Origin of the sequence: Rhizobacter sp. (assembly GCA_019635355.1) — a bacterium.
Taxonomy (GTDB): Bacteria; Pseudomonadota; Gammaproteobacteria; order Burkholderiales; family Burkholderiaceae_C; genus Rhizobacter.
Genome location: JAHBZQ010000001.1, coordinates 1,616,915 through 1,638,287, shown reverse-complemented (window position 1 = coordinate 1,638,287; position 21,373 = coordinate 1,616,915). Strand labels below are relative to the sequence as shown.

Sequence of the window (21,373 nt, the reverse complement as noted above, 5' to 3'; positions counted from 1 at the left end):
GCAACCGCCCCGGGGGAGGAGGTTGCTGCGCCACGGTCGTTGCGTCAGATCAGCGGGGCGCTCGGGTCGGCGTCCGGCAGCAGGCGGTTGTCGACGGCGCCGGTCGAAGCTGCAGGTGCCGCGGCGGCCGGTGCGGCAGCCGTGCTGCCCGGCAGCACCTCGCTCGGCGCGCTGGCGAGCAGCTCGTCAAGCTTCGGTGCGTCCTTCGAGAACCACACGTCGGCCATGTCGTGCGTGCTGCCGTCGGCCTTGCTGTAGCTGGAGGTGATGCCCAGCAGGTTGCCGTTGTCGACAGCGGTGCCCGTCACGCCGTGCAGGTCGAGCGACACGATGCCGAAGTCGGCCAGGCCGTGCAGCTCGCCGGCGTCGGTCTTGCCGTCGGAGTTGGCGTCGACCCAGACACGCAGCTTGTCGAAGTTGGCGTCGCTCGCGTTGAGCACGCCGTCTCCGTTGCTGTCTTCCAGCTTCATCGCCTCGTAACCGTTGCCGGCGCGGGTGCCGTCGGCGCGCTTGGTGGCCACGCCGAAGAGCTCGGTGCCGTCGTTGATCTGGCCGTCGCCGTTGCGGTCCATCGCGAGCAGGCCGTCGGTGGCAGAAGCCCAGCCCACGCGGTTGGCCGTGTTGCCCGTGCCGTTCAGGTCGAAGTGGACACCGTTGGCCGCGGCCAGGGTGCTCACGCCGTTGCCGTCGAGGTCGAGCACGATCGGCGAGGCTGCGAAGAACGCGTCGAGCTGCGCCGCCGACATCTGGCCGATGTCATCGGTGGCGAAGGCCGCGACTTGCGTCATGTCCATCGCTGCGATGTCCTGCGTCTGCAGGCCGGCGACCTGGTCGGTGGTCAGGGCCACGATCTGGTCGGTCGTGAGCGCCGTGATCTGCGCCGTGGTGAAGGCGGAGATCTGGGCGTTGGTCAGCGCGGCGAAGGCGTCGGTGCTGATCGCGGCGATCTGGTCGCTGTCGAGTGCCTGGATGCCTGCCGTGGTGAGCGAACGGATGTCGTTCGTCTCCAGGGCGTTCATCTGCTCGGTGGTCAGCGCATGGATCTGGGCCGTGCTGAGCACCATGAACTGCGAGGTGCTCAGTGCGTTCAGGTCGTCGGTGTCGAGGCCGGCGATCTGCTGCGTGGTCAGCTGGTTGACCATGCCGCCGAGCTGCTGCATCTGCGTGGAGGTCAGCGAGCCGAGCTGCTCATCGGTCAGCGAGCGCAGCGAGGCCACCGTCAGGGCGCGGATGTCCTGCGTGTCGAGCGACGGGATCTGGTCGGACGTCAGGCCGGCGACCTGGTCGGTGGTGAGCGCGGCGTAGTGCGCCGTGGTCATGGCCGACAGGTCTTCGGTCGTCATCGTGCCGATCTGCGCCGAGCTCAGGGCGTGCACCTGGGCCGTCGTCATCGCGGCGAACTGGTCGCTGGTGAAGGCGTTCAGGTCGTCGCTGTTGAGCGTGCCGATCTGCTGCGTGGCGAGCGTGGCCACCTGCTGCGTCGTCAGGGCCCCGATCTGGTCGGAGTTGAGCGCCGCGAGCTGGTCGCTGCCCAGGGCTCGCAGGCCGGCCGAGGAGATCGCACGCAGGTCGTTGGTTTCGAGCGCGGCGACCTGTTCGGTCGTGAGGGCATGCACCTGGTCGGAGTTCATCGCCGCGAACTGGCCGGAGCCGAGCGCGTTGAGCTTGTCCGTGGTCAGCGCGTTGAGCTGCTGCGTGGTGAGCGCACCGACCTGGGCGGTGGTGAGCGCACCCAGCTGGTCGCTCGTCAGGGCGTTGAGCTGGTCAGACTTGAACGACTGGATCGACGCGGTGCCGATGGCGCGCAGGTCGTTGGTCTCCAACGCGACCATGTGGTCGGTGTTGAAGGCCCCGAGCTGGTCGCTCGTCAGACGGCCGACCTGGGCGGTCGTCAGCGCGGCAACGTCGGCCGTCTCCAGGGTGGAAACCTGGGCGGTCGTCAGCGCGGCGACCTGGGCCGTGCTCAGGCGCGAGATCTGGTCGGTGTTGAACGCGTTCAGGTCATCGCTGTTGAGCGAGCGGAGCTGGTCGGTCGTGAGCGACATCACCTGCGTGCTGGTGAGCGCGCCGATGTGGTCGGAGTTGAGCGCGGCGAGCTGGTCGCTGTTGAGCGCACGGACCGCCGCACTGCTCAGGGCGCGCAGGTCGTTCGTCTCCAGGGCGCCGAGCTGATCGCTGTTGAGGCCGGCGACTTGCGCGCTGGAGAGCGTCGCGAAGTGCTGGGTACCCAGGGCGGTCATGTCCTCGGTGGTCATGGTGCCGAGCTGCTGCGAGGTCAGGGCGGCCGACTGGGCCGTCGTGAGCGCGCCGACCTGGTCGCTGCTGAGGGCGGCCAGCTGGTCGCTGTTCAGGCCGCGGATCGTGTTGCTCGAGATCGCACGCAGGTCGTTGGTCTCGAGGGCACCGATGTGGTCGCTGTTGAAGGCGCCGATCTGGGCGCTCGACAGGTTGGCCACTTGGGCCGTGGTCAGCGCCACGACGTCAGCGGTCTGCATCGTGGAGATCTGGGCCGTGGACAGGGCACCGATCTGAGCCGTGGTCAGGCGCGGGATCTGGTCGCTGGTCAGCGCATTCAGGTCATCGCTGTTGAGGCTCTGGACCTGCTGCGTCGTGAGCGACACCACCTGGGCGCTGGTGAGTGCACCGATGTGGTCGGAGTTGAGCGCGGCGAGCTGGTCGCTGTTGAGGGCACGCAGGGCGGCGCTGCTCAGGGCACGCAGGTCGTTCGTCTCCAGGGCACCGAGCTGGTCGCTGTTGAGGCCGGCGACTTGCACGCTGGACAGCGTGGCGAAGTGCTGGGTGCCCAGGGCGTTCATGTCTTCGGTGGTCATGGAGCCGAGCTGCTGCGAGGTCAGCGCGGCGCTTTGCGCGGTGGTCAGGGCGCCGATCTGGTCGCTGTTCAGGGCAGCCAGCTGGTCGCTGTTGAGGCCACGGATCGTGTTGGTGGAGATAGCACGCAGGTCGTTGGTCTCGATCGCACCGATGTGGTCGCTGTTGAAGGCACCGATCTGGGCGCTCGACAGGTTGGCCACTTGGGCGGTGGTGAGCGCCACGACGTCAGCGGTCTCCATCGTGGAGATCTGCGCCGTCGACAGCGCACCGATCTGCGTGGTGGTCAGGCGCGGGATCTGGTCGCTCGTGAGCGCGTTCAGGTCGTCGCTGTTCAAGCTGCGGATCTGCTGCGTGGTCAGCGAGACGACTTGCGCCGAGGTCAAGGCGCCGATGTGATCGGACGTCAGGGCCGCGAGCTGGTCGCTGTTCAGGGCGCGGATCGCACCGCTGCTCAGGGCGCGCAGGTCATTGGTCTGCAGGGCGCCGAGCTGGTCGCTGTTGAGGCCGGCGACTTGCACGCTGGAGAGCGTGGCGAAGTGCTGGGTACCCAGAGCGTTCAGGTCCTCGGTGGTCATCGTGCCGAGTTGCGCCGAGGTCAGGGCAGACGTCTGGGCGGTGGTCAGGGCACCGATCTGGTCGCTGTTGAGGGCGGCCAGCTGGTCGCTGTTGAGGCCACGGATGGTGTTGGTCGAGATCGCGCGCAGGTCGTTGGTCTCGATGGCACCGATGTGGTCGCTGTTGAAGGCGCCGATCTGGGCGCTCGTCAGGTTGGCGACCTGGGCGGTGGTCAGGGCCACCACGTCGGCCGTCTCCATGGTGGAGATCTGGGCGGTGGACAGGGCGCCGATCTGCGTGGTCGTCAGGCGCGGGATCTGGTCGCTGGTGAGCGCATTCAGGTCATCGCTGTTGAGGCTCTGGACTTGCTGCGTGGTGAGCGAGACGACCTGGGCCGAGGTCAAGGCGCCGATGTGGTCGGACGTCAGGGCCGCGAGCTGGTCACTGTTCAGGGCGCGGATTGCACCGCTGCTCAGGGCGCGCAGGTCGTTGGTCTGCAGGGCGCCGAGCTGGTCGCTGTTGAGGCCGGCGACTTGCACGCTGGAGAGCGTGGCGAAGTGCTGGGTGCCCAGAGCGTTCAGGTCCTCGGTGGTCATCGTGCCGATCTGCTGCGAGGTCAGGGCAGCCGATTGGGCGGTGGTCAGGGCACCGATCTGGTCGCTGTTCAGCGCGCCGAGCTGGTCGCTGTTCAGGCCGCGGATCGTGTTGGTCGAGATGGCGCGCAGGTCGTTGGTCTCGATGGCACCGATGTGGTCGCTGTTGAAGGCGCCGATCTGGGCGCTCGTCAGGTTGGCGACTTGCGCGGTGCTCAGGGCCACCACGTCGGCGGTCTCCATCGTGGAGATCTGGGTGGTGGACAGCGCGCCGATCTGCGTGGTCGTCAGGCGCGGGATCTGGTCGCTGGTCAGCGCATTCAGGTCGTCGCTGTTGAGGCTGCGGATCTGCTGCGTGGTGAGCGACACGACCTGGGCGCTGGTGAGTGCGCCGATGTGGTCGGAGGTGAGCGCGGCGAGCTGGTCGCTGCCGAGCGCACGGATCGCGGCGCTGCTCAGGGCGCGCAGGTCATTGGTCTGCAGGCCGCCGAGCTGGTCGCTGGTCAGGCCGGCGACTTGCACGCTCGTGAGCGTGGCGAAGTGCTGGGTGCCCAGGGCGTTCAGGTCTTCGGTCGCGAGCCAGCCGAGCTGCTGCGAGTTGAGGGCGGAGGTCTGCGCGGTGGTCAGCGCACCCATCTGGTCGGTGTTGAGGGCGATCAGCTGGTCGCTGGTCAGGCCCTGCATCGACAGGGTGGCGATCGCACGCAGGTCGTTGGTCTCGATGGCGCCGATGTGGTCGGTGTTGAACGCACCGACTTGTGCGCTGGCCAGGCGGTTGACCTGGGCGGTGCTCAGGGCCACGACGTCGGCGGTCTCCATGGTGGAGATCTGGGCCGTGGTCAGGGCGCTGATCTGGGCCGTGGTCAGGCGCGGGATCTGGTCGCTGGTGAGCGCGTTCAGGTCATCGCTGTTGAGGCTCTGGACCTGCTGCGTGGTGAGCGAGACGATCTGCGCCGAGGTCAGCGCGCCGATGTGGTCGGACGTGAGCGCGGCGAGCTGGTCGCTGTTGAGGGCGCGCACGGCGTTGCTGCCGAGGGCGCGCAGGTCGTTCGTCTCCAGGGCGCCGAGCTGATCGCTGTTGAGACCGGCCACCTGGGCGCTCGAAAGCGTCGCGAAGTGCTGGGTGCCCAGGGCGTTCAGGTCGTTGGTGGCCAGGCCGGCGATCTGCTGCGAGGTCAGGGCGGCGGCTTGGGCCGTCGTCAGCGCACCCATCTGGTCGCTGTTGAGGGCGCCAAGCTGGTCGCTGTTGAGGCCGCGGATCGTGTTGGTCGAGATGGCCCGCAGGTCGTTGGTCTCGATGGCACCGATGTGGTCGCTGTTGAAGGCGCCGATCTGGTCGCTCGTCAGGTTGGCGACTTGGGCGGTGGTGAGCGCCACGACGTCAGCGGTCTCCATCGTGGAGATCTGCGTCGTCGACAGCGCACCGATCTGCGTGGTGGTCAGGCGCGGGATCTGGTCGCTCGTGAGCGCGTTCAGGTCGTCGCTGTTCAAGCTGCGGATCTGCTGCGTGGTCAGCGAGACGACTTGCGCCGAGGTGAGCGCACCGACGTGGTCGGAGGTCAGGGCGGCGAGCTGGTCGCTGTTCAGGGCGCGGATCGCACCGCTGCTCAGGGCGCGCAGGTCATTGGTCTGCAGGGCGCCGAGCTGGTCGCTGTTGAGGCCGGCGACTTGCACGCTGGACAGCGTGGCGAAGTGCTGGGTGCCAAGGGCGTTCAGGTCCTCGGTGGTCATCGTGCCGAGTTGCGCCGAGGTCAGGGCAGACGTCTGGGCGGTGGTCAGGGCACCGATCTGGTCGCTGTTGAGGGCGGCCAGCTGGTCGCTGTTGAGGCCACGGATCGTGTTGGTCGAGATCGCCCGCAGGTCGTTGGTCTCGATGGCACCGATGTGGTCGCTGTTGAAGGCGCCGATCTGGGCGCTCGTCAGGTTGGCGACCTGGGCGGTGGTCAGGGCCACCACGTCGGCGGTCTCCATGGTGGAGATCTGGGCGGTGGACAGGGCGCCGATCTGCGTGGTGGTCAGACGCGGGATCTGGTCGCTGGTCAGCGCATTCAGGTCATCGCTGTTCAGGCCGCGGATCTGGTCGGTGGTCAGAGAGACCACCTGCGCCGAGGTGAGCGCGCCGATGTGGTCGGAGGTGAGTGCGGCGAGCTGGTCGCTGTTGAGCGCGCGCACGGCACTGCTGGTCAATGCGCGCAGGTCGTTGGTTTCCAGGGCGCCGAGCTGGTCGCTGTTGAGGCCGGCGACTTGCACGCTGGACAGCGTGGCGAAGTGCTGGGTGCCCAGCGCGTTCAGGTCGTTGGTGGCCAGGCCGGCGATCTGCTGCGAGGTCAGGGCAGACGTCTGGGCCGTGGTGAGGGCGCCCATCTGGTCGCTGTTGAGGGCGCCGAGCTGGTCGCTGTTGAGGCCGCGGATGGTCGCGGTCGAGATCGCGCGCAGGTCATTGGTCTCGATGGCGCCGATGTGGTCGCTGTTGAAAGCACCGATCTGGTCGCTGCTCAGGCGGGCGACCTGGGCGGTGGTGAGGGCGACAACGTCAGCCGTCTCCATCGTGGAGATCTGGCTGGTCGACAGGGCGCCGATCTGCGTGGTCGTCAGGCGCGGGATCTGGTCGCTGGTCAGCGCATTCAGGTCGTCGCTGTTGAGGCTCTGGACCTGCTGCGTGGTGAGCGAGACGACCTGGGCCGAGGTCAAGGCGCCGATGTGGTCGGAGGTCAGGGCCGCGAGCTGGTCACTGTTCAGGGCGCGAATCGCACCGCTGCTCAGGGCACGCAGGTCGTTGGTCTGCAGGGCGCCGAGCTGGTCGCTGTTGAGGCCGGCGACTTGCACGCTCGTGAGCGTGGCGAAGTGCTGGGTGCCGAGGGCGTTCAAGTCCTCGGTGGTCATCGTGCCGAGTTGCGCCGAGGTCAGGGCAGACGTCTGTGCGGTGGTCAGGGCACCGATCTGGTCGCTGTTGAGGGCGGCCAGCTGGTCGCTGTTGAGGCCACGGATCGTGTTGGTCGAGATCGCGCGCAGGTCGTTGGTCTCGATGGCGCCGATGTGGTCGCTGTTGAAGGCGCCGATCTGGGCGCTCGTGAGGTTGGCGACCTGGGCGGTGGTCAGGGCCACCACGTCGGCGGTCTCCATCGTGGAGATCTGGGCGGTGGACAGGGCACCGATCTGCGTGGTCGTCAGGCGCGGGATCTGGTCGCTGGTGAGCGCATTCAGGTCGTCGCTGTTGAGGCTCTGGACTTGCTGCGTGGAGAGCGAGACGACCTGGGCCGAGGTGAGGGCGCCGATGTGGTCGGACGTCAGGGCCGCGAGCTGGTCGCTGTTGAGCGCGCGCAGGGCGGCGCTGCTCAGGGCGCGCAGGTCATTGGTCTGCAGGCCGCCGAGCTGGTCGCTGGTCAGGCCGGCGACCTGGGCGCTGGACAGGCCGGCGAAGTGATGGGTGCCGAGGGCGTTCAGGTCCTCGGTCGTCATCGAGCCGATCTGGGCCGAGGTGAGCGCGGCGGTCTGGGCGGTGGTGAGCGCGCCGATCTGGTCGCTGTTGAGGGCGGCGAGTTGGTCGCTGTTCAGGCCGCGGATGGTCGCGGTCGAGATGGCCCGCAGGTCGTTGGTCTCGATGGCGCCGATGTGGTCGCTGTTGAAGGCGCCGATCTGGTCGCTCGTCAGGTTGGCGACTTGCGCGGTGCTCAGGGCCACCACGTCGGCCGTCTGCATCGTGGAGATCTGGGCGGTGGACAGGGCGCCGATCTGCGTGGTCGTCAGGCGCGGGATCTGGTCGCTGGTCAGCGCGTTCAGGTCATCGCTGTTGAGGCTGCGGATCTGGTCGGTGGTGAGCGACACCACTTGCGCCGAGGTGAGGGCGCCGATGTGATCGGAATTCAGGGCGGCCAGCTGGTCGCTGTTGAGCGCGCGGATGCCGGCGGTCGTGAGGGCGCGCAGGTCGTTGGTTTCGAGTGCACCGAGCTGATCGCTGTTGAGCGAGGCGACCTGCTGCGTCGACAGGGTCGCAAAGTGCTGCGTGCCCAGGGCGTTCAGGTCTTCGGTCGTCATCGTCGAGACCTGGGTGCTCGTCAGGTTGGCCACCTGGGTGGTGGTCAGGGCCTGCACCTGGTCGCTGCCGAGCGCGTTGAGCTGGTCGCTGTCGAGTGCACGCATCACCTGCGTGGTCAGCGCGCGCAGGTCCTGCGTCTGGAACGCCATCATGTGGCTGCTGTTCAGGCCGGGCACACCCGCGGTGGAGATCGCTGCAACCTGCGCCGTCGTCAGCGCCGCAATCTGGTCGCTGTTGAACGCCGCCCAGTCTTCTGTCGTCAGCCCGGCGATGGTCCTGCTGGACAGGCCGGAGATCTGCGCGGTGCTGAGGGCTGAAATGATGGTGGCCATGTGGATTCCTTGTTCGGTTGTCCGGTCTTCGACTTGGAGCGGGGCGGTTGGGCCTGCTGTTGTCCTGTTAGGGCGGGATTGCGGTCACGTCTCTTGGAAGATCAGAGACCGGGGCATTCAGGTGAATGCAATGCCCTCGGAACCTCGTTCCCTTCCCGTTCCGTCGGAATATCGGTGGCCTGGGACTTGGACTTAAGGTGGATTTGCGGCACTTCGGCCGCGTTGTTCCCCATGCACGGCCGTGCTCTCATCGCTGGCTGCGACATTCATCACGAATTCGCGCGGCGATGAAAAAAGGGCCTCGCCGCTGCCGGCGAGGCCCTCGTTTTGTGGCGCTCTGTCTATATAGAGACGGCGGTCAGCCGTGGCGGGCCGCGAATTCCTTCATGTAGTCGGCCAGCGCCTGCACGCCCTCAAGGGGCATCGCGTTGTAGATCGAGGCGCGGATGCCGCCCACCGAGCTGTGGCCCTTCAGCTGCACCATGCCACGCTCCTTGGCACCTTGCAGGAAGGCCGTGGTCAGCTCTTCGGTGGGCAGGGTGAAGGGCACGTTCATCAGCGAACGGTCGCTGCGGGCCACGGGGCTCGTGTAGAAGGGTGTGGCGTCGAGCAGGTCGTACAGCAGCGCGGCCTTCTTGCGGTTGTGCGCTTCCATCGCGGCGAGGCCGCCTTGTTTCTTGAGCCACTGGTACACCAGCCCCGCGATGTAGATCGCGTAGGTGGGCGGCGTGTTGAGCATGGAGTCGTTGTCGGCCTGCTGCTTGAAGTCAAAGGCATTGGGCGTGATGGGCAGCGCCCGGCCGAGCAGGTCGTCGCGCACGAGCACGAGCGTCATGCCCGAGGGGCCCATGTTCTTCTGCGCGCCGGCGAAGATGAGGCCGTAGCGGCTCACGTCGATGGGGCGCGAGAGGATGTCGGACGACATGTCGGCCACGAGCGGCACGGCGCCGGTGTCGGGCACCCAGTGGTATTGCACGCCACCGATGGTCTCGTTGCTGCAGATGTGCACGTAGGCGGCGTCGGGGTCGAGCTTCCAGGTCTCGCGCGGCGGGATGCAGGTGTAGTGCTGCGGCTCGCTGGTGGCCACCTCGTTCGCCTTCGCGTACTTCTTCGCTTCCTTCAGCGACTTGCTCGCCCAGGAGCCGGTGTTGACGACGTCGATGCTTTTCTTGTCGCCCAGGAGGTTCATCGGGATGATGCCGTTCATGCCGACGCCACCGCCTTGCATGAAGAGGATCTTGTAGTTGGTCGGCAGATTGAGCAGCTCGGCGAGGTCGGCCTTGGCCTGCGCGAGGATCGACATGAACTCCTTGCCGCGGTGGCTCATCTCCATCACCGACATGCCGCTGCCGTGCCAGTCGAGCATCTCTTCGGCGGCCTGGCGCAGCACGGGTTCGGGGAGGACGGCGGGGCCGGCGCTGAAGTTGTAGGCGCGAGTCATGTCTTCTTTGTCGAGATTGCCTTCGGGGGTGGGAAGCTTAGCCGATGGGGTGGGGGTGCCTTATATACAGATGAGGGGGCTTTGATCGATGACAGACATGACAGAGCGGCACATCGGGCCTGGGGTGAGGGGCTCCGTTCATGTCCCTCCTCGATGAACGCTCCCGCGTTCATCGATTCCTTCCTTCACTTCACTACGCCCCTCACCCCAGGCCCGATGTGCTAGACGCAGTGCCCCGTCGTGCAGGCCAAGCTCGGTGGTGCTGGCGTGATGGGGTGGGGTGTCGCACGGAGCGAAGTAAAGGAGGAGCCTGTGATCACGGGAGTGATCACAGGCGGGGGGACATGAGCGGAGTGCGATACCCCACCCCAGCACGCTCGCGCGGAACCCAGCCCCTGTTAGATTCCAAGCCCATGAGCGACATGAGCTTCTTCTGGCACGACTACGAAACCTTCGGCCGTGTGCCGCGCCGCGACCGGCCTTCACAGTTTGCGGGCGTGCGCACCGACGCCGACCTCAACGAGATCGGCGAGCCGGTGATGGTCTATTGCAAGCCCACGCCCGACTACCTGCCTGACCCCGAGTCGTGCCTACTCACCGGCATCCTGCCGCAGGTGTGCCTGGCCGAAGGCCTGCCCGAGCATGCGTTTGCCGAGCTGATCGAGAAGCAGCTGGCGGCGCCCGGCACCATCGGCGTGGGCTACAACTCGATCCGCTTCGACGACGAAGTGACGCGCCACCTCTTCTGGCGCAACCTCATCGACCCCTATGCCCGCGAGTGGCAGAACGACTGCGGGCGCTGGGACCTGCTCGACGTGGTGCGCATCACCTGGGCGCTGCGGCCCGAAGGCATCGAGTGGCCGAAGCACGAGGATGGCCGGCCGTCGTTCAAGCTCGAGCACCTCACCAAGGCCAATGGTTTGCTGCACGAGGCGGCGCACGATGCGCTGTCCGACGTGCGCGCCACGATTGCGGTCGCCAAGCTCATCAAGACCCGCCAGCCCAAGCTGTGGGACTTCTGCCTGCGCCTGCGCCGCAAGGATGAAGTCATCCGCGAGATGGGCGTGGGCAAACCCTTCCTGCACATCTCGGGCATGTACGGCGTGGAGCGCGGTTGCATGGCGCTGGTGTGGCCGCTCGCGCCGCACCCGACCAACAAGAACGAAGTCATCGTGTGGGACCTGGCCTCCGACCCCAGCGAGCTCTTCGAGCTGGATGTCGAGACCATGCGCCAGCGCATGTTCAGCCGCAATGACGACCTGCCCGACGGCGTGACACGCCTGCCGATCAAGACCCTCCACATCAACAAGTCGCCCATCGTGGTGGGCAACCTCAAGACGCTGAGCGATGCCGTGGCAGCGAAGTGGGGCGTCGACATCGCGCTCGGCCTGCGCCACGCCGAGCTGTGCGCGCAGAAGGGCCAGCTGCTCGCCGGCATGTGGCCGGCGGTGTTTGAGCGGCCCGCACCGGAAGGCAAGCCCGATGTCGACGAAGACCTCTACGGCGGCTTCGTGGGCAACGACGACCGCCGCACGCTGCAGCGCCTGCGTGGGCTCGCACCCGAGCAGCTGGCCGAGAAGCGACCGGCGTTTGCCGACAAGCGGCTCGACGAGCTCCTCTTCCGCTACCGCGCGCGCAACTTCCCGCACACCCTGAACGAGGCCGAGCACGCGCAGTGGCTGGAGCATTGCGCCCACAAGCTGCACGACGGCGCAGGCGGAGCGCTCACGCTCGAAGCCTTCTTCGAGCGCATCGACCAGCTCGAGCCCGAGGCCGACGAGCGCGGGCAGGAGATCCTGGGCGCGCTGGTGGACTACGCGACCGAGATCGCACCCGAGCGCGGTTGACCTGACGGAGGTTTTCTCATGCGGCGACACCTCTCCCTGACCCTTGGCCTCGCGCTGGCGCTCACGCTCGCCGGCTGCGGCAGCGTGCAAAACGTGCCCATCCGCGACCGCGAGTCGCCCGCCGGCAGCGTGCGCGCCACCTTCCACGGCAAGACGGACGGGCGGCCTGCGGGGCCGGGCATCGAGGTGGGCTACGAGCACTACACCGCGAAAGACGCGCAGACGCTCGCCGTGGGCGAATCGGTCGTGCTCGACAACGCGAGCTTCGTCGGCCCCCAGACCTTGCAGCACAAGGCGCAGATGCGATACGGCTACGTGGCCTACAACCACCGGCTGCGCTTTGGCGAGCATTTCGAACTGGAGCCTTTTGTTGGTGTGGCGCGGGTGCATTTCAAGCTGCGCACCACGCCCGGCAGCGGCAACACGGTCACGAGCTTGAGCGACCGGCGCACCGGCGCCATCGGCGGCGTGACGCCACGCTGGCGCTTCAACGACTGGCTGGCGGTGGAAGGGCGGCTGAGCTACCTCAATGCGTCGGCCTGGGCTTCGGGGGCGACCTATGAAGCGGCGGTCGTCTTCAGCCCGGCGCCGCAGGTGGCTTTGCGGCTCGGGTATTCCGACCGGCGGCATGAGATCGAGCCGGTGTTGTCGGGGGCGGTGTCGGAGGTGACCGTGCGCGCCCGCGGGCCGATGGCCACGCTGCAGTTTGACTTCTAAGCGAAGGGCCCTCGCCGCAGCTTTGTACCGAACGGCTCAGTTGAGCCCGACCTCGGGTATTCCATATCTGCACGTGCGTGCATAAATCTCAACATCCGCGTCCATCCCGCTGAATCCACGGCGTGGACGCTTGTTGAGGAGACACCATGCACAAGACCCGACCCCTGCGGCCGCTGCTGAGCGCGCTCGCGCTGGCAGCCCTGTCGTCCACCACCTTCGCCGGCAGCGCCGACCCGGCGTCTGCCCCGCCCGAGCTGCCGACCGACCGGCTGATCGTCAAGTACCGCAGCGAGGCGAGCAGCACCGTGCTGGCCCGCGCAAAAGACGCCGCCACCCGCCGTGGCCACCGCCTGGAGCTGCTGCGCCGCGGTGGCCTGGGCACGCACGTGATGCGCCTCGACCGCCGCCTGCCGCTGGCCGACGTGCGCCAGCTGGCCCGCGAGATCGCCGACACCGATGCCAACGTCGAATACGCCGAGCCCGACCGCATCCTGCAAGCGATGGCCACGCCCAACGACACGCAGTACGGCCAGCAGTGGCACTACTACGAAGCGCGCGGTGGCATCAACCTGCCCGCCGCGTGGGACCTCACCAACGGCAGCGGCGTGACCGTCGCCGTCATCGACACCGGTTACCGCCCGCACGCCGACCTGGCCGCCAACATCGTCGGCGGCTACGACATGATCAAGGACACCGGCGGCAGCAACGACGGCAACGCGCGCGACACCGATGCGCGCGACCCCGGCGACTACGCCACCTACGGCCAGTGCGGTCTTTTCTCGCCCTCGCACAACAGCAGCTGGCACGGCACGCACGTGGCCGGCACCATCGCGGCCGTCACCAACAACGGCAGCGGCGTCTCGGGCGTGGCCTACGGCGCGAAGGTGCTGCCGGTGCGCGTGCTCGGTGCCTGCGGCGGCTACACCTCCGACATCGCCGACGGCATCATCTGGGCTTCGGGCGGCAGCGTCTCGGGCGCACCGAGCAACCCCAACCCGGCGCGCGTGATCAACATGTCGCTCGGCGGCAGCGGCTCGTGCGACAGCACTTCGCAGAACGCCATCAACTCCGCCCGCAGCCGCGGCACGGTGGTGGTGGTGGCAGCGGGCAACAGCAATGCAAACGCCTCGGGCTTCTCGCCCGCCAGCTGCGCCGGTGTGATCACGGTGGCCGCGACCAACCGCAACGGCGGCCGGGCCTCGTATTCCAACTACGGCTCGATCGTGTCGGTGGCAGCGCCAGGCGGCGACACCGCCTCGGGCTCGGCCAACGGCATCCTCTCGACGCTCAACAGCGGCACGCGCGGCCCGGGCAGCGACAACTACGCGTACTACCAGGGCACCTCGATGGCCTCGCCGCACGTGGCGGGCGTGGCGGCGCTGGTGCTGTCGCGCAACCCCTCGCTCACGCCGGACCAGGTGGCTTCGATCCTCAAGAGCACCGCGCGGGCGTTCCCGGCCACCTGCTCGCAGTGCGGCACCGGCATCGTCGACGCCTACGCGGCCGTGCTCGCGGCGGGTGGCGGCACCACGCCGCCGCCGACCAACACGGTGGCCGAGGTGGAGTCGAACAACACCACTGGCACGGCGCAGCTGGTGCGCGAGGGCTACACCGTCACCGGCTCGATCTCCAGCAGCAGCGACACCGACTACTACCGGGTGAACATCAACCCGGGCAGCACGCTCGGCGCACGCCTCACGCCGGTGAGCACCGCCAACTACGACGTCTACATCTACAGCAGCGCCGGCACGCAGCTCGCGAGCAGCACGCTCGGCACCGGCCAGGTCGACAGCACCTCGGTGCGCAACAACGGCACGACCGTGGCGACCTACTACGTGCGCGTGCGCTACGTGAGCGGCACCACCGGCTCGGGCGGCACGTATTCGCTGGCGATCGACTGAGGCCAGCCCTCCCGGGCAAACGCCCACAAAAAAGCCCGCGGTGTGAGCCGCGGGCTTTTTGTTGGCCGAACGCTTTCGATCAGGCCGTCGTCACCGACTTCGCCGTCTCGACGTACTCGTCGATCTGGTTGAAGTTGAGGTAGCGGTACACGCTGGCCTTGTCGGCGTCGATGATGCCCATCTCCTTCAGGTACTCGGCCGGCGTCGGCAGCTTGCCCAGGCGCGAGGCGATGGCGGCCAGCTCGGCCGAGCCGAGGAACACGTTGGTGTTCTTGCCCAGGCGGTTCGGGAAGTTGCGGGTCGAGGTGGAGATGACCGTCGCACCTTCACGCACTTGCGCCTGGTTGCCCATGCACAGCGAGCAGCCCGGCATCTCGGTGCGCGCACCGGCGGTGCCGAAGGCGGCGTAGTGGCCTTCCTTGATCAGCTCGTCCTGGTCCATCTTGGTCGGCGGGGCGACCCACAGCTTGACCGGGATGTCGCGCTGGCCGCCGAGCAGCTTGGCGGCGGCACGGAAGTGGCCGATGTTGGTCATGCACGAGCCGATGAAGGCTTCGTCGATCTTGGTGCCTTGCACTTCCGAGAGGAACTTGGCGTCGTCCGGGTCGTTCGGGCAGCAGACGATCGGCTCCTTGATGTCGGCCAGGTCGATCTCGATGACGGCGGCGTACTCGGCGTCCTTGTCGGCTTCGAGCAGCTGCGGGTTGGCCAGCCAGGCTTCGACCTTCTCGATGCGGCGCTGCAGGGTGCGGGCGTCGGCATAACCGTTGGCGATCATGTTCTTCATCAGAACGATGTTCGACTGCAGGTACTCGGCGACCGGCTCCTTGTTGAGCTTGATCGTGCAGCCGGCGGCCGAGCGTTCGGCGGAGGCGTCGGAGAGTTCGAACGCTTGTTCGACCTTCAGGTCGGGCAGGCCTTCGATCTCGAGCACGCGGCCGGAGAAGATGTTCTTCTTGCCGGCCTTGGCGACCGTCAGCAGGCCTTGCTTGATGGCGTAGAGCGGGATGGCATGCACGAGGTCACGCAGGGTGACGCCCGGCTGGAGCTGGCCCTTGAAGCGCACCAGCACCGATTCGGGCATGTCCAGCGGCATCACGCCGGTGGCGGCGGCGAAGGCCACGAGGCCCGAGCCGGCGGGGAACGAGATGCCGATCGGGAAGCGGGTGTGCGAGTCGCCGCCGGTGCCCACGGTGTCGGGCAGCAGCAGGCGGTTGAGCCAGCTGTGGATCACGCCGTCACCCGGGCGCAGGGCCACGCCGCCGCGGTTGCTGATGAAGGCGGGCAGCTCGCGGTGCATCTTCACGTCGACCGGCTTCGGGTAGGCCGCGGTGTGGCAGAACGACTGCATGACCATGTCGGCGCTGAAGCCGAGGCAGGCGAGGTCCTTCAGCTCGTCGCGGGTCATCGGGCCGGTGGTGTCTTGGGAGCCGACGGTGGTCATCTTGGGCTCGCAGTAGGTGCCCGGGCGGATGCCCTGACCTTCCGGCAGGCCGCAGGCGCGGCCGACCATCTTCTGCGCGAGCGTGAAGCCCTTGGTGCTGGCGGCGGGGGCGGTGGGCAGGCGGAAGACGGTCGAGGCGGGCAGGCCCAGGAACTCGCGCGCATTGGCGGTGAGCGAGCGGCCGATGATGAGGTTGATGCGGCCGCCGGCGCGCACTTCGTCGAGCAGCACGTCGCTCTTGAGCGAGAACGTGGCGACGGTCTGGCCGTTCTTCTCGAGCTTGCCGTCGTAGGGGTAGACGTCGATCACGTCGCCCATCTCGAGCTTGGACACGTCGACTTCGATCGGCAGCGCGCCGGAGTCTTCCTGGGTGTTGAAGAAGATCGGGGCAATCTTGCCGCCGAGCGTCACGCCGCCGAAGCGCTTGTTCGGCACGAACGGGATGTCTTCACCCGTGGCCCAGATCACCGAGTTGGTGGCCGACTTGCGCGAAGAGCCGGTGCCCACCACGTCGCCCACGTAGGCCACGAGGTTGCCCTTCTTCTTCAGGTCTTCGATGAACTGCATCGGGCCGCGCTTGCCGTCTTCCTCGGGCTTGAAGGCGGCATCAGGCCGCGTGTTCTTCAGCATCGCGAGGTAGTGCAGGGGGATGTCCGGGCGGCTCCAGGCATCGGGGGCCGGCGACAGGTCGTCGGTGTTGGTCTCGCCCGGCACCTTGAAGACGGTGACGGTGATCTTCTTGGCCACTTCGGGGCGCGAGGTGAACCACTCGGCGTTGGCCCACGACTGGATGACTTCCTTGGCCTTGGCGTTGCCGGCCTTGGCCTTGGTGGCGACGTCGTTGAAGAAGTCGAACATCAGGAGCGTCTTCTTCAGTGCGTCGGCGGCGACGGACGCGACGTCAGCGTGGTCGAGCAGGTCGACCAGCGGCTGCACGTTGTAGCCGCCGACCATGGTGCCGAGCAGCTCGGTGGCCTTGGCCTTGGAGATGAGGCCGACCGTCACGTCGCCGTGGGCCACGGCGGAGAGGAAGGAGGCCTTGACCTTGGCCGCGTCGTCCACGCCCGGGGGCACGCGGTGGGTCAGCAGGTCCAGCAGGAACTCGCCTTCGCCAGCGGGCGGTGCCTTCAAGAGCTCGATCAGCTCGGCCGTCTGCTGGGCCGTGAGGGGCAGCGGAGGGATTCCGAGCGCGGCTCGGTCAGCAACGTGTTGGCGATAGGCTTGAAGCATGGAGTTCTCCGGGTGGTGCAAAGCGAGGGGAAAGGGAAGCAAGATTCCTGCGCGCAGGCGCGCCGAGGCGCCGCGCCGCAGGAACGGCATGCAGGGTGATGACCGGCTCGCGTTGCACTCGGAGAACGCCTTTACTTCGCAGCCGCTTCGGCGGCGGCGCGTTGCTTCTCGTGCACGCAGCTGTCGACGAGTCGACGGCCAGCCTTGGTGTCCATCAGCATGGACTTGTTGGCGATCTGCAGCAGCAGGGTGCGGCCCTTGACGTCTTCCAGGCGCAGCGCGCCGGTGGACGAGACGCTGGGCTTCATCGTCCAGGTGTCCTTCTTGAACTTGACGTCGACGTAACCCGGATTCTTCGGGTTCATCGAGACGTCGATGGTCTGCTTCTGGTCGCAGTCATAGTTGCCGAAGTGGGTGCGCTCGGCGGCGTCGAGCTGGGCCTGGTCGGCCTGGGGCAGCGGCTTCTCGGCCGCGGCAGGCTTCTTCGCTGCGGGCTTGGCGGCCTGCGCCAGGGCGGCGCTGCCAACGAAGGCGAGAGACACGGCAACGGCAAGTGCGACGCGAGAGGTCATGGATTCACTCCTGGTGTTGAGGAAGCACGGATTGTGAAGGGCCGCTCACATCGGCTTTCCAGGGCGGAATCCCTGATTGAAACAATTTGCAGTGCTGACGTCGGGTGCGCTGCTCGCGCCCGGTGCGCGGTGCTTTGCAGCGGTGCGGCCACGGCACCAAACGCCGGCCGGGCGGGCGTGCGTGAAGTCACGAACGCCGCGCCGATCGTCTTCACCCGCGCGCGGCACGGCGTGCTAGTGCGTGGTGCGAGGGGAGCCAGGAGGCTGAAACATTTGTTCGCCAAGCTGCCGGGCGCGGGTGTGGAGGAGTTCACGCCTCGGCTCCCGGGGTGTCAGCAAAAAACGCCTCTTCCACTTGCGCGGGCAGGGCCTGGCCGGTCTGGCGGGCACGCTCGAGCACGTGCCAGAAGTAGCGGAAGCTCGCGCGGTCGTGCAGTGTGTCGCGGTGGCTGATCGGCGCCCAGTCGGCGGCTTGTGCGGCCATCAGGATCTCGATGGCCTGGTCGGTCTCGGCCACGGTAGGCGCGAAGCTCTCGACGATGGGGCGGATCTGATCGGGGTGGATGCTCCACATGCGCAAGTAGCCGAGCTGGCGTGCAGCTTTCTGGGCGGCGGCGCGCAGCAGGTCGAGCTTCCTGAACTCGGTCACGACGCAGTGCGAGGGTGTCTTGCCCGCGGCGTGGCAGGCGGCCGAGATCTCGAGCTTGGCGCGCAGCACCAGCGGGTGCTCGAACTGGCCCTGGGCACTCATGCCCGCCTGCGGAATGGCACCCCGGTGGGCCGAGACGAAATCCATCAGTCCGAACGACAACGACTCGATGCGCGGGTGCGCGGCGATGCGCTGCACCTCGCGCAGCGCGCCATGCGTCTCGATCAGCACGTGCACCGGCAGCACGCGCTTGTGGCCGTGTTCGAGCATCGCCTGGTCGATGGCGCGCACGGCGGCCTGGGCTTCATCGAAGTCGGCCACCTTCGGGACCATCAGGTAGGCGAGGCGGCCGCCGGCACGCTTCACGAGCGTGGCCACGTCGGCATCGAAGCTCGGGTGGTCGACCGGGTGCACACGGGCGCCGACGCGGCCGTGCAGGTTGAGCGACGAGGTGGCCATCTCGGCCACCAGGTGGGCGTGTTCGGCTTCACCGCCGACGGGCGCGCCATCTTCACAGTCGAGCGTGACGTCGAAGACGGGCCCCAGCTCGGCCTGCAGCTGCAGGCTCTTGCGCATGCGCACCTCGACCCCGCAGTAGTGGTCGCAGACAGGCAGGCTCGGCACGCTTTCGCGTGCATCGAAGAGGGCTTGTCTGGGGTGGAGCGGCATGGCGTTCGGGTCAGCGTGGAGGCGAAAAAAAGGCCAGCAGCTTGATGCACCGGCCTTTTTGTCTTGCCCCTCGGGAGATCAGAGCAGGTGCTTGACGCCGTCTTGCTCGCCCTGCAGCTCGGCCAGGGTCTTGTTGATGCACTCTTGCGAGAAGGCGTCGATGCTCAGGCCTTCGACGATCTTGTATTCGCCGTTGGCGCAGGTGACGGGGTAGCCGAACATCACGTCCTTCGGAATGCCGTATTCGCCGTTCGACGGGACGCCCATCGTGACCCACTTGCCGTTGGTGCCCAGGGCCCAGTCGCGCATGTGGTCGATGGCGGCGTTGGCAGCCGAAGCGGCCGACGACAGGCCGCGCGCTTCGATGATGGCGGCGCCGCGCTTGCCGACGGTGGGCAGGAACACGTCCTTGTTCCAGGCCTGGTCGTTGATCATGTCCTTGACCAACTGGCCGTCGATGGTGGCGAAGCGGTAGTCGGCGTACATGGTGGGCGAGTGGTTGCCCCACACGGCCAGCTTCTCGATCGACGACACCGGCTTGCCGGTCTTGGCGGCCAGCTGGCTGGCGGCGCGGTTGTGGTCCAGGCGCAGCATGGCGGTGAAGTTCTTCGCCGGCAGGTCGGGCGCGCTCTTCATCGCGATGTAGGCGTTGGTATTGGCGGGGTTGCCGACCACGAGCACCTTCACGTTGCGGCTGGCGACCTTGTTCAGGGCCTTGCCCTGGGCCGTGAAGATGGCGCCGTTGATGGCCAGCAGCTCGGCGCGTTCCATGCCGGGGCCGCGGGGGCGCGAGCCGACCAGCAGGGCGTAGTCGGTGTCCTTGAAGGCGGTCTCGGGCGAGCTGTGTGCTTCCATGCCCACGAGCAGCGGGAACGCGCAGTCGTCGAGTTCCATCATCACGCCCTTGAGTGCCTTCTGGGCCTTCTCGTCGGGGATCTCCAGCAGCTGAAGGATGACCGGCTGGTCCTTGCCCAGCATCTCGCCCGAGGCGATACGGAACAGCAGGGCGTAGCCGATCTGGCCAGCAGCGCCGGTGACGGCAACACGAACGGGTTTCTTGCTCATGGAAGGCTCCGGAAGGTTCAGGGGAATGGTGGAATTCGGGCCGCGGCGGGCGCTTTTCTGGTGAGCCGGGGAGTGTAGGCGAGTCTAGGTGGCAACCCTGGGTGTGTCAATGCTCTTATGTCTTATATAAGACATCTTTCAAATGGGCGTGGACGCAAACCGGGCGGCTGTGTTGCAATTCCGGACATGGCCACGTCGACGTCCGTCCCTGTTGCTGTCCGCCCCGCGGAAGGCGAGGCCGACGGCCCGGCGTTCAGCCCGCTGTACCAGCAGATCAAGTCGCTCCTCACGCGCAGCCTGCAGAGCGGCGAGTGGAAGCCGGGCGAGGCCATCCCGAGCGAGATGGAGCTGGCGGCCCGCTTCAAGGTGAGCCAGGGCACGGTGCGCAAGGCCATCGACGCCTTGGCCGACGAAAACCTGGTGGTGCGCCGTCAGGGCAAGGGCACCTTCGTGGCGACCCACGCCGAAGAGAAGATCCAGTACCGGTTCCTGCGCCTGATGCCTGACGATGGGCAGCCCGGCGGTGCGCAACGACGCTTCATCGACTGCCGCCGCATGCGTGCCCCGGCCGACGTGGCCCGCGCGCTGGAGTTGAAGGCGGGTGACATGGCCGTGCAGGTGCGCCGGGTGCTGCACTTTCACGGCGCGCCGGTGGTGCTGGACGACATCTGGCTCAATGGCACCCTCTTCAAGGGCCTCACGGCCGAGCGTTTGAGCGAATACCAGGGGCCGATGTATGGCCTCTTCGAAACGGAATTCGGTGTGCGCATGATCCGCGCCGAAGAGCAGTTGCGTGCCGTGGCCGCCGATGCCGGCGCGGCGGAGCTGTTGCAAGTCCCGCTGGGCGCACCCTTGCTCAGCGTGGAGCGGCTGTCGCGCACCTATGGCGACAAGCCGGTGGAGTTGCGCCGTGGCCTGTACAACACCCAGGCGCATTACTACCGCAATGAACTGAGCTGAGGCCGACGGCAGGGCGATCCACAACGCAGAAATCGTGCCGCTTGGGTGAAACCCTGCTGCGTTGCAATAAACTCCGAAAGTTTCTACAGGATTACAGGTTGGGTATGGCAGAGACCACAGCGAAGCAAAGACCCGGTGCCAACATGCGCCTCATCGAAGCCACGCAGTACCGGCTTCCCCCGGCGGCCGTCGTGTCGATCCTCCATCGCCTGAGCGGCATCCTGATGTTCGTGCTGTTGCCGTTCATCATCTGGCTGCTCGACAAGAGCCTCACCTCGGAGGTGAGCTACAGCGCGTTCACGAGCGCTTTCGTGAGCGGCCTGTGGATCTTCCCGGCCATCCTCGTCAAGCTCGTCGTGCTGGCCCTGATCTGGGCCTACCTGCACCACTTCATTGCCGGCCTGCGCCACCTGTGGATGGACGCCACCCACTCGGTCTCGAAGGAATTCGGCCGCAGCTCGGCGCTCGTGACGCTGGGCCTGAGCATCCTGCTCACGCTGGCCCTCGGTTTCAAGCTCTTTTTCTGATCA

11 protein-coding genes are annotated in these 21,373 nt (G+C 67.2%); 5 read left to right on the top strand and 6 right to left on the bottom strand.

Features of this window, described 5'->3' with window-relative positions; all coding sequences use genetic code 11:
- Positions 1–44: 44 nt before the first annotated feature.
- Both KF892_07225 and serC read right to left on the bottom strand, forming a co-directional pair.
- Positions 45–8,348 carry a hypothetical protein gene (locus tag KF892_07225; GenBank protein ID MBX3624785.1) on the bottom strand — a complete coding sequence of 2,768 codons (8,304 nt, stop codon included), beginning with the start codon at positions 8,346–8,348 and terminating at the stop codon, positions 45–47.
- 358 nt (positions 8,349–8,706) lie between these two features.
- A complete protein-coding gene (gene serC / locus KF892_07220) occupies positions 8,707–9,789 on the bottom strand; it encodes a 3-phosphoserine/phosphohydroxythreonine transaminase (protein MBX3624784.1) in 1,083 nt (360 codons plus the stop codon).
- A 413-nt stretch (positions 9,790–10,202) separates the two neighbouring features.
- Here serC and sbcB point away from each other — a divergent pair, with 413 nt between their 5' ends.
- The 3 genes from sbcB (at position 10,203) to KF892_07205 (ending at position 14,254) form a co-directional block, all read left to right on the top strand.
- Complete coding sequence (gene sbcB, locus KF892_07215; GenBank protein ID MBX3624783.1) at positions 10,203–11,636, top strand: exodeoxyribonuclease I; 1,434 nt, start codon at positions 10,203–10,205, stop codon at positions 11,634–11,636.
- A gap of 18 nt (positions 11,637–11,654) precedes the next feature.
- Positions 11,655–12,353: a hypothetical protein gene (locus KF892_07210; GenBank protein ID MBX3624782.1), complete on the top strand. Its 699-nt coding sequence runs from the start codon at positions 11,655–11,657 to the stop codon at positions 12,351–12,353.
- Between the two features lie 146 nt (positions 12,354–12,499).
- Positions 12,500–14,254 carry a S8 family serine peptidase gene (locus KF892_07205; GenBank protein ID MBX3624781.1) on the top strand — a complete coding sequence of 585 codons (1,755 nt, stop codon included), beginning with the start codon at positions 12,500–12,502 and terminating at the stop codon, positions 14,252–14,254.
- Between the two features lie 79 nt (positions 14,255–14,333).
- Here KF892_07205 and acnB read toward each other — a convergent pair whose 3' ends face one another.
- From acnB to KF892_07185, 4 genes are all read right to left on the bottom strand, one after another.
- Positions 14,334–16,928, bottom strand: coding sequence for a bifunctional aconitate hydratase 2/2-methylisocitrate dehydratase (acnB, locus tag KF892_07200; GenBank protein ID MBX3624780.1), 2,595 nt, complete (start codon positions 16,926–16,928; stop codon positions 14,334–14,336).
- 131 nt (positions 16,929–17,059) lie between these two features.
- A complete protein-coding gene (locus KF892_07195; GenBank protein ID MBX3624779.1) occupies positions 17,060–17,500 on the bottom strand; it encodes a hypothetical protein in 441 nt (146 codons plus the stop codon).
- 310 nt (positions 17,501–17,810) lie between these two features.
- Positions 17,811–18,818 (bottom strand): CoA ester lyase, encoded by a 1,008-nt coding sequence (locus tag KF892_07190; protein ID MBX3624778.1) that lies wholly within the window; start codon positions 18,816–18,818, stop codon positions 17,811–17,813.
- 78 nt (positions 18,819–18,896) lie between these two features.
- Positions 18,897–19,883, bottom strand: a complete 987-nt coding sequence (locus KF892_07185) for a malate dehydrogenase (GenBank protein MBX3624777.1) — start codon at positions 19,881–19,883, stop codon at positions 18,897–18,899.
- Between the two features lie 117 nt (positions 19,884–20,000).
- Here KF892_07185 and KF892_07180 point away from each other — a divergent pair, with 117 nt between their 5' ends.
- Both KF892_07180 and sdhC read left to right on the top strand, forming a co-directional pair.
- A complete protein-coding gene (locus KF892_07180; GenBank protein ID MBX3624776.1) occupies positions 20,001–20,843 on the top strand; it encodes a GntR family transcriptional regulator in 843 nt (280 codons plus the stop codon).
- A 104-nt stretch (positions 20,844–20,947) separates the two neighbouring features.
- Positions 20,948–21,370 (top strand): succinate dehydrogenase, cytochrome b556 subunit, encoded by a 423-nt coding sequence (gene sdhC / locus KF892_07175; GenBank protein MBX3624775.1) that lies wholly within the window; start codon positions 20,948–20,950, stop codon positions 21,368–21,370.
- The last annotated feature ends 3 nt before the right edge of the window (positions 21,371–21,373 follow it).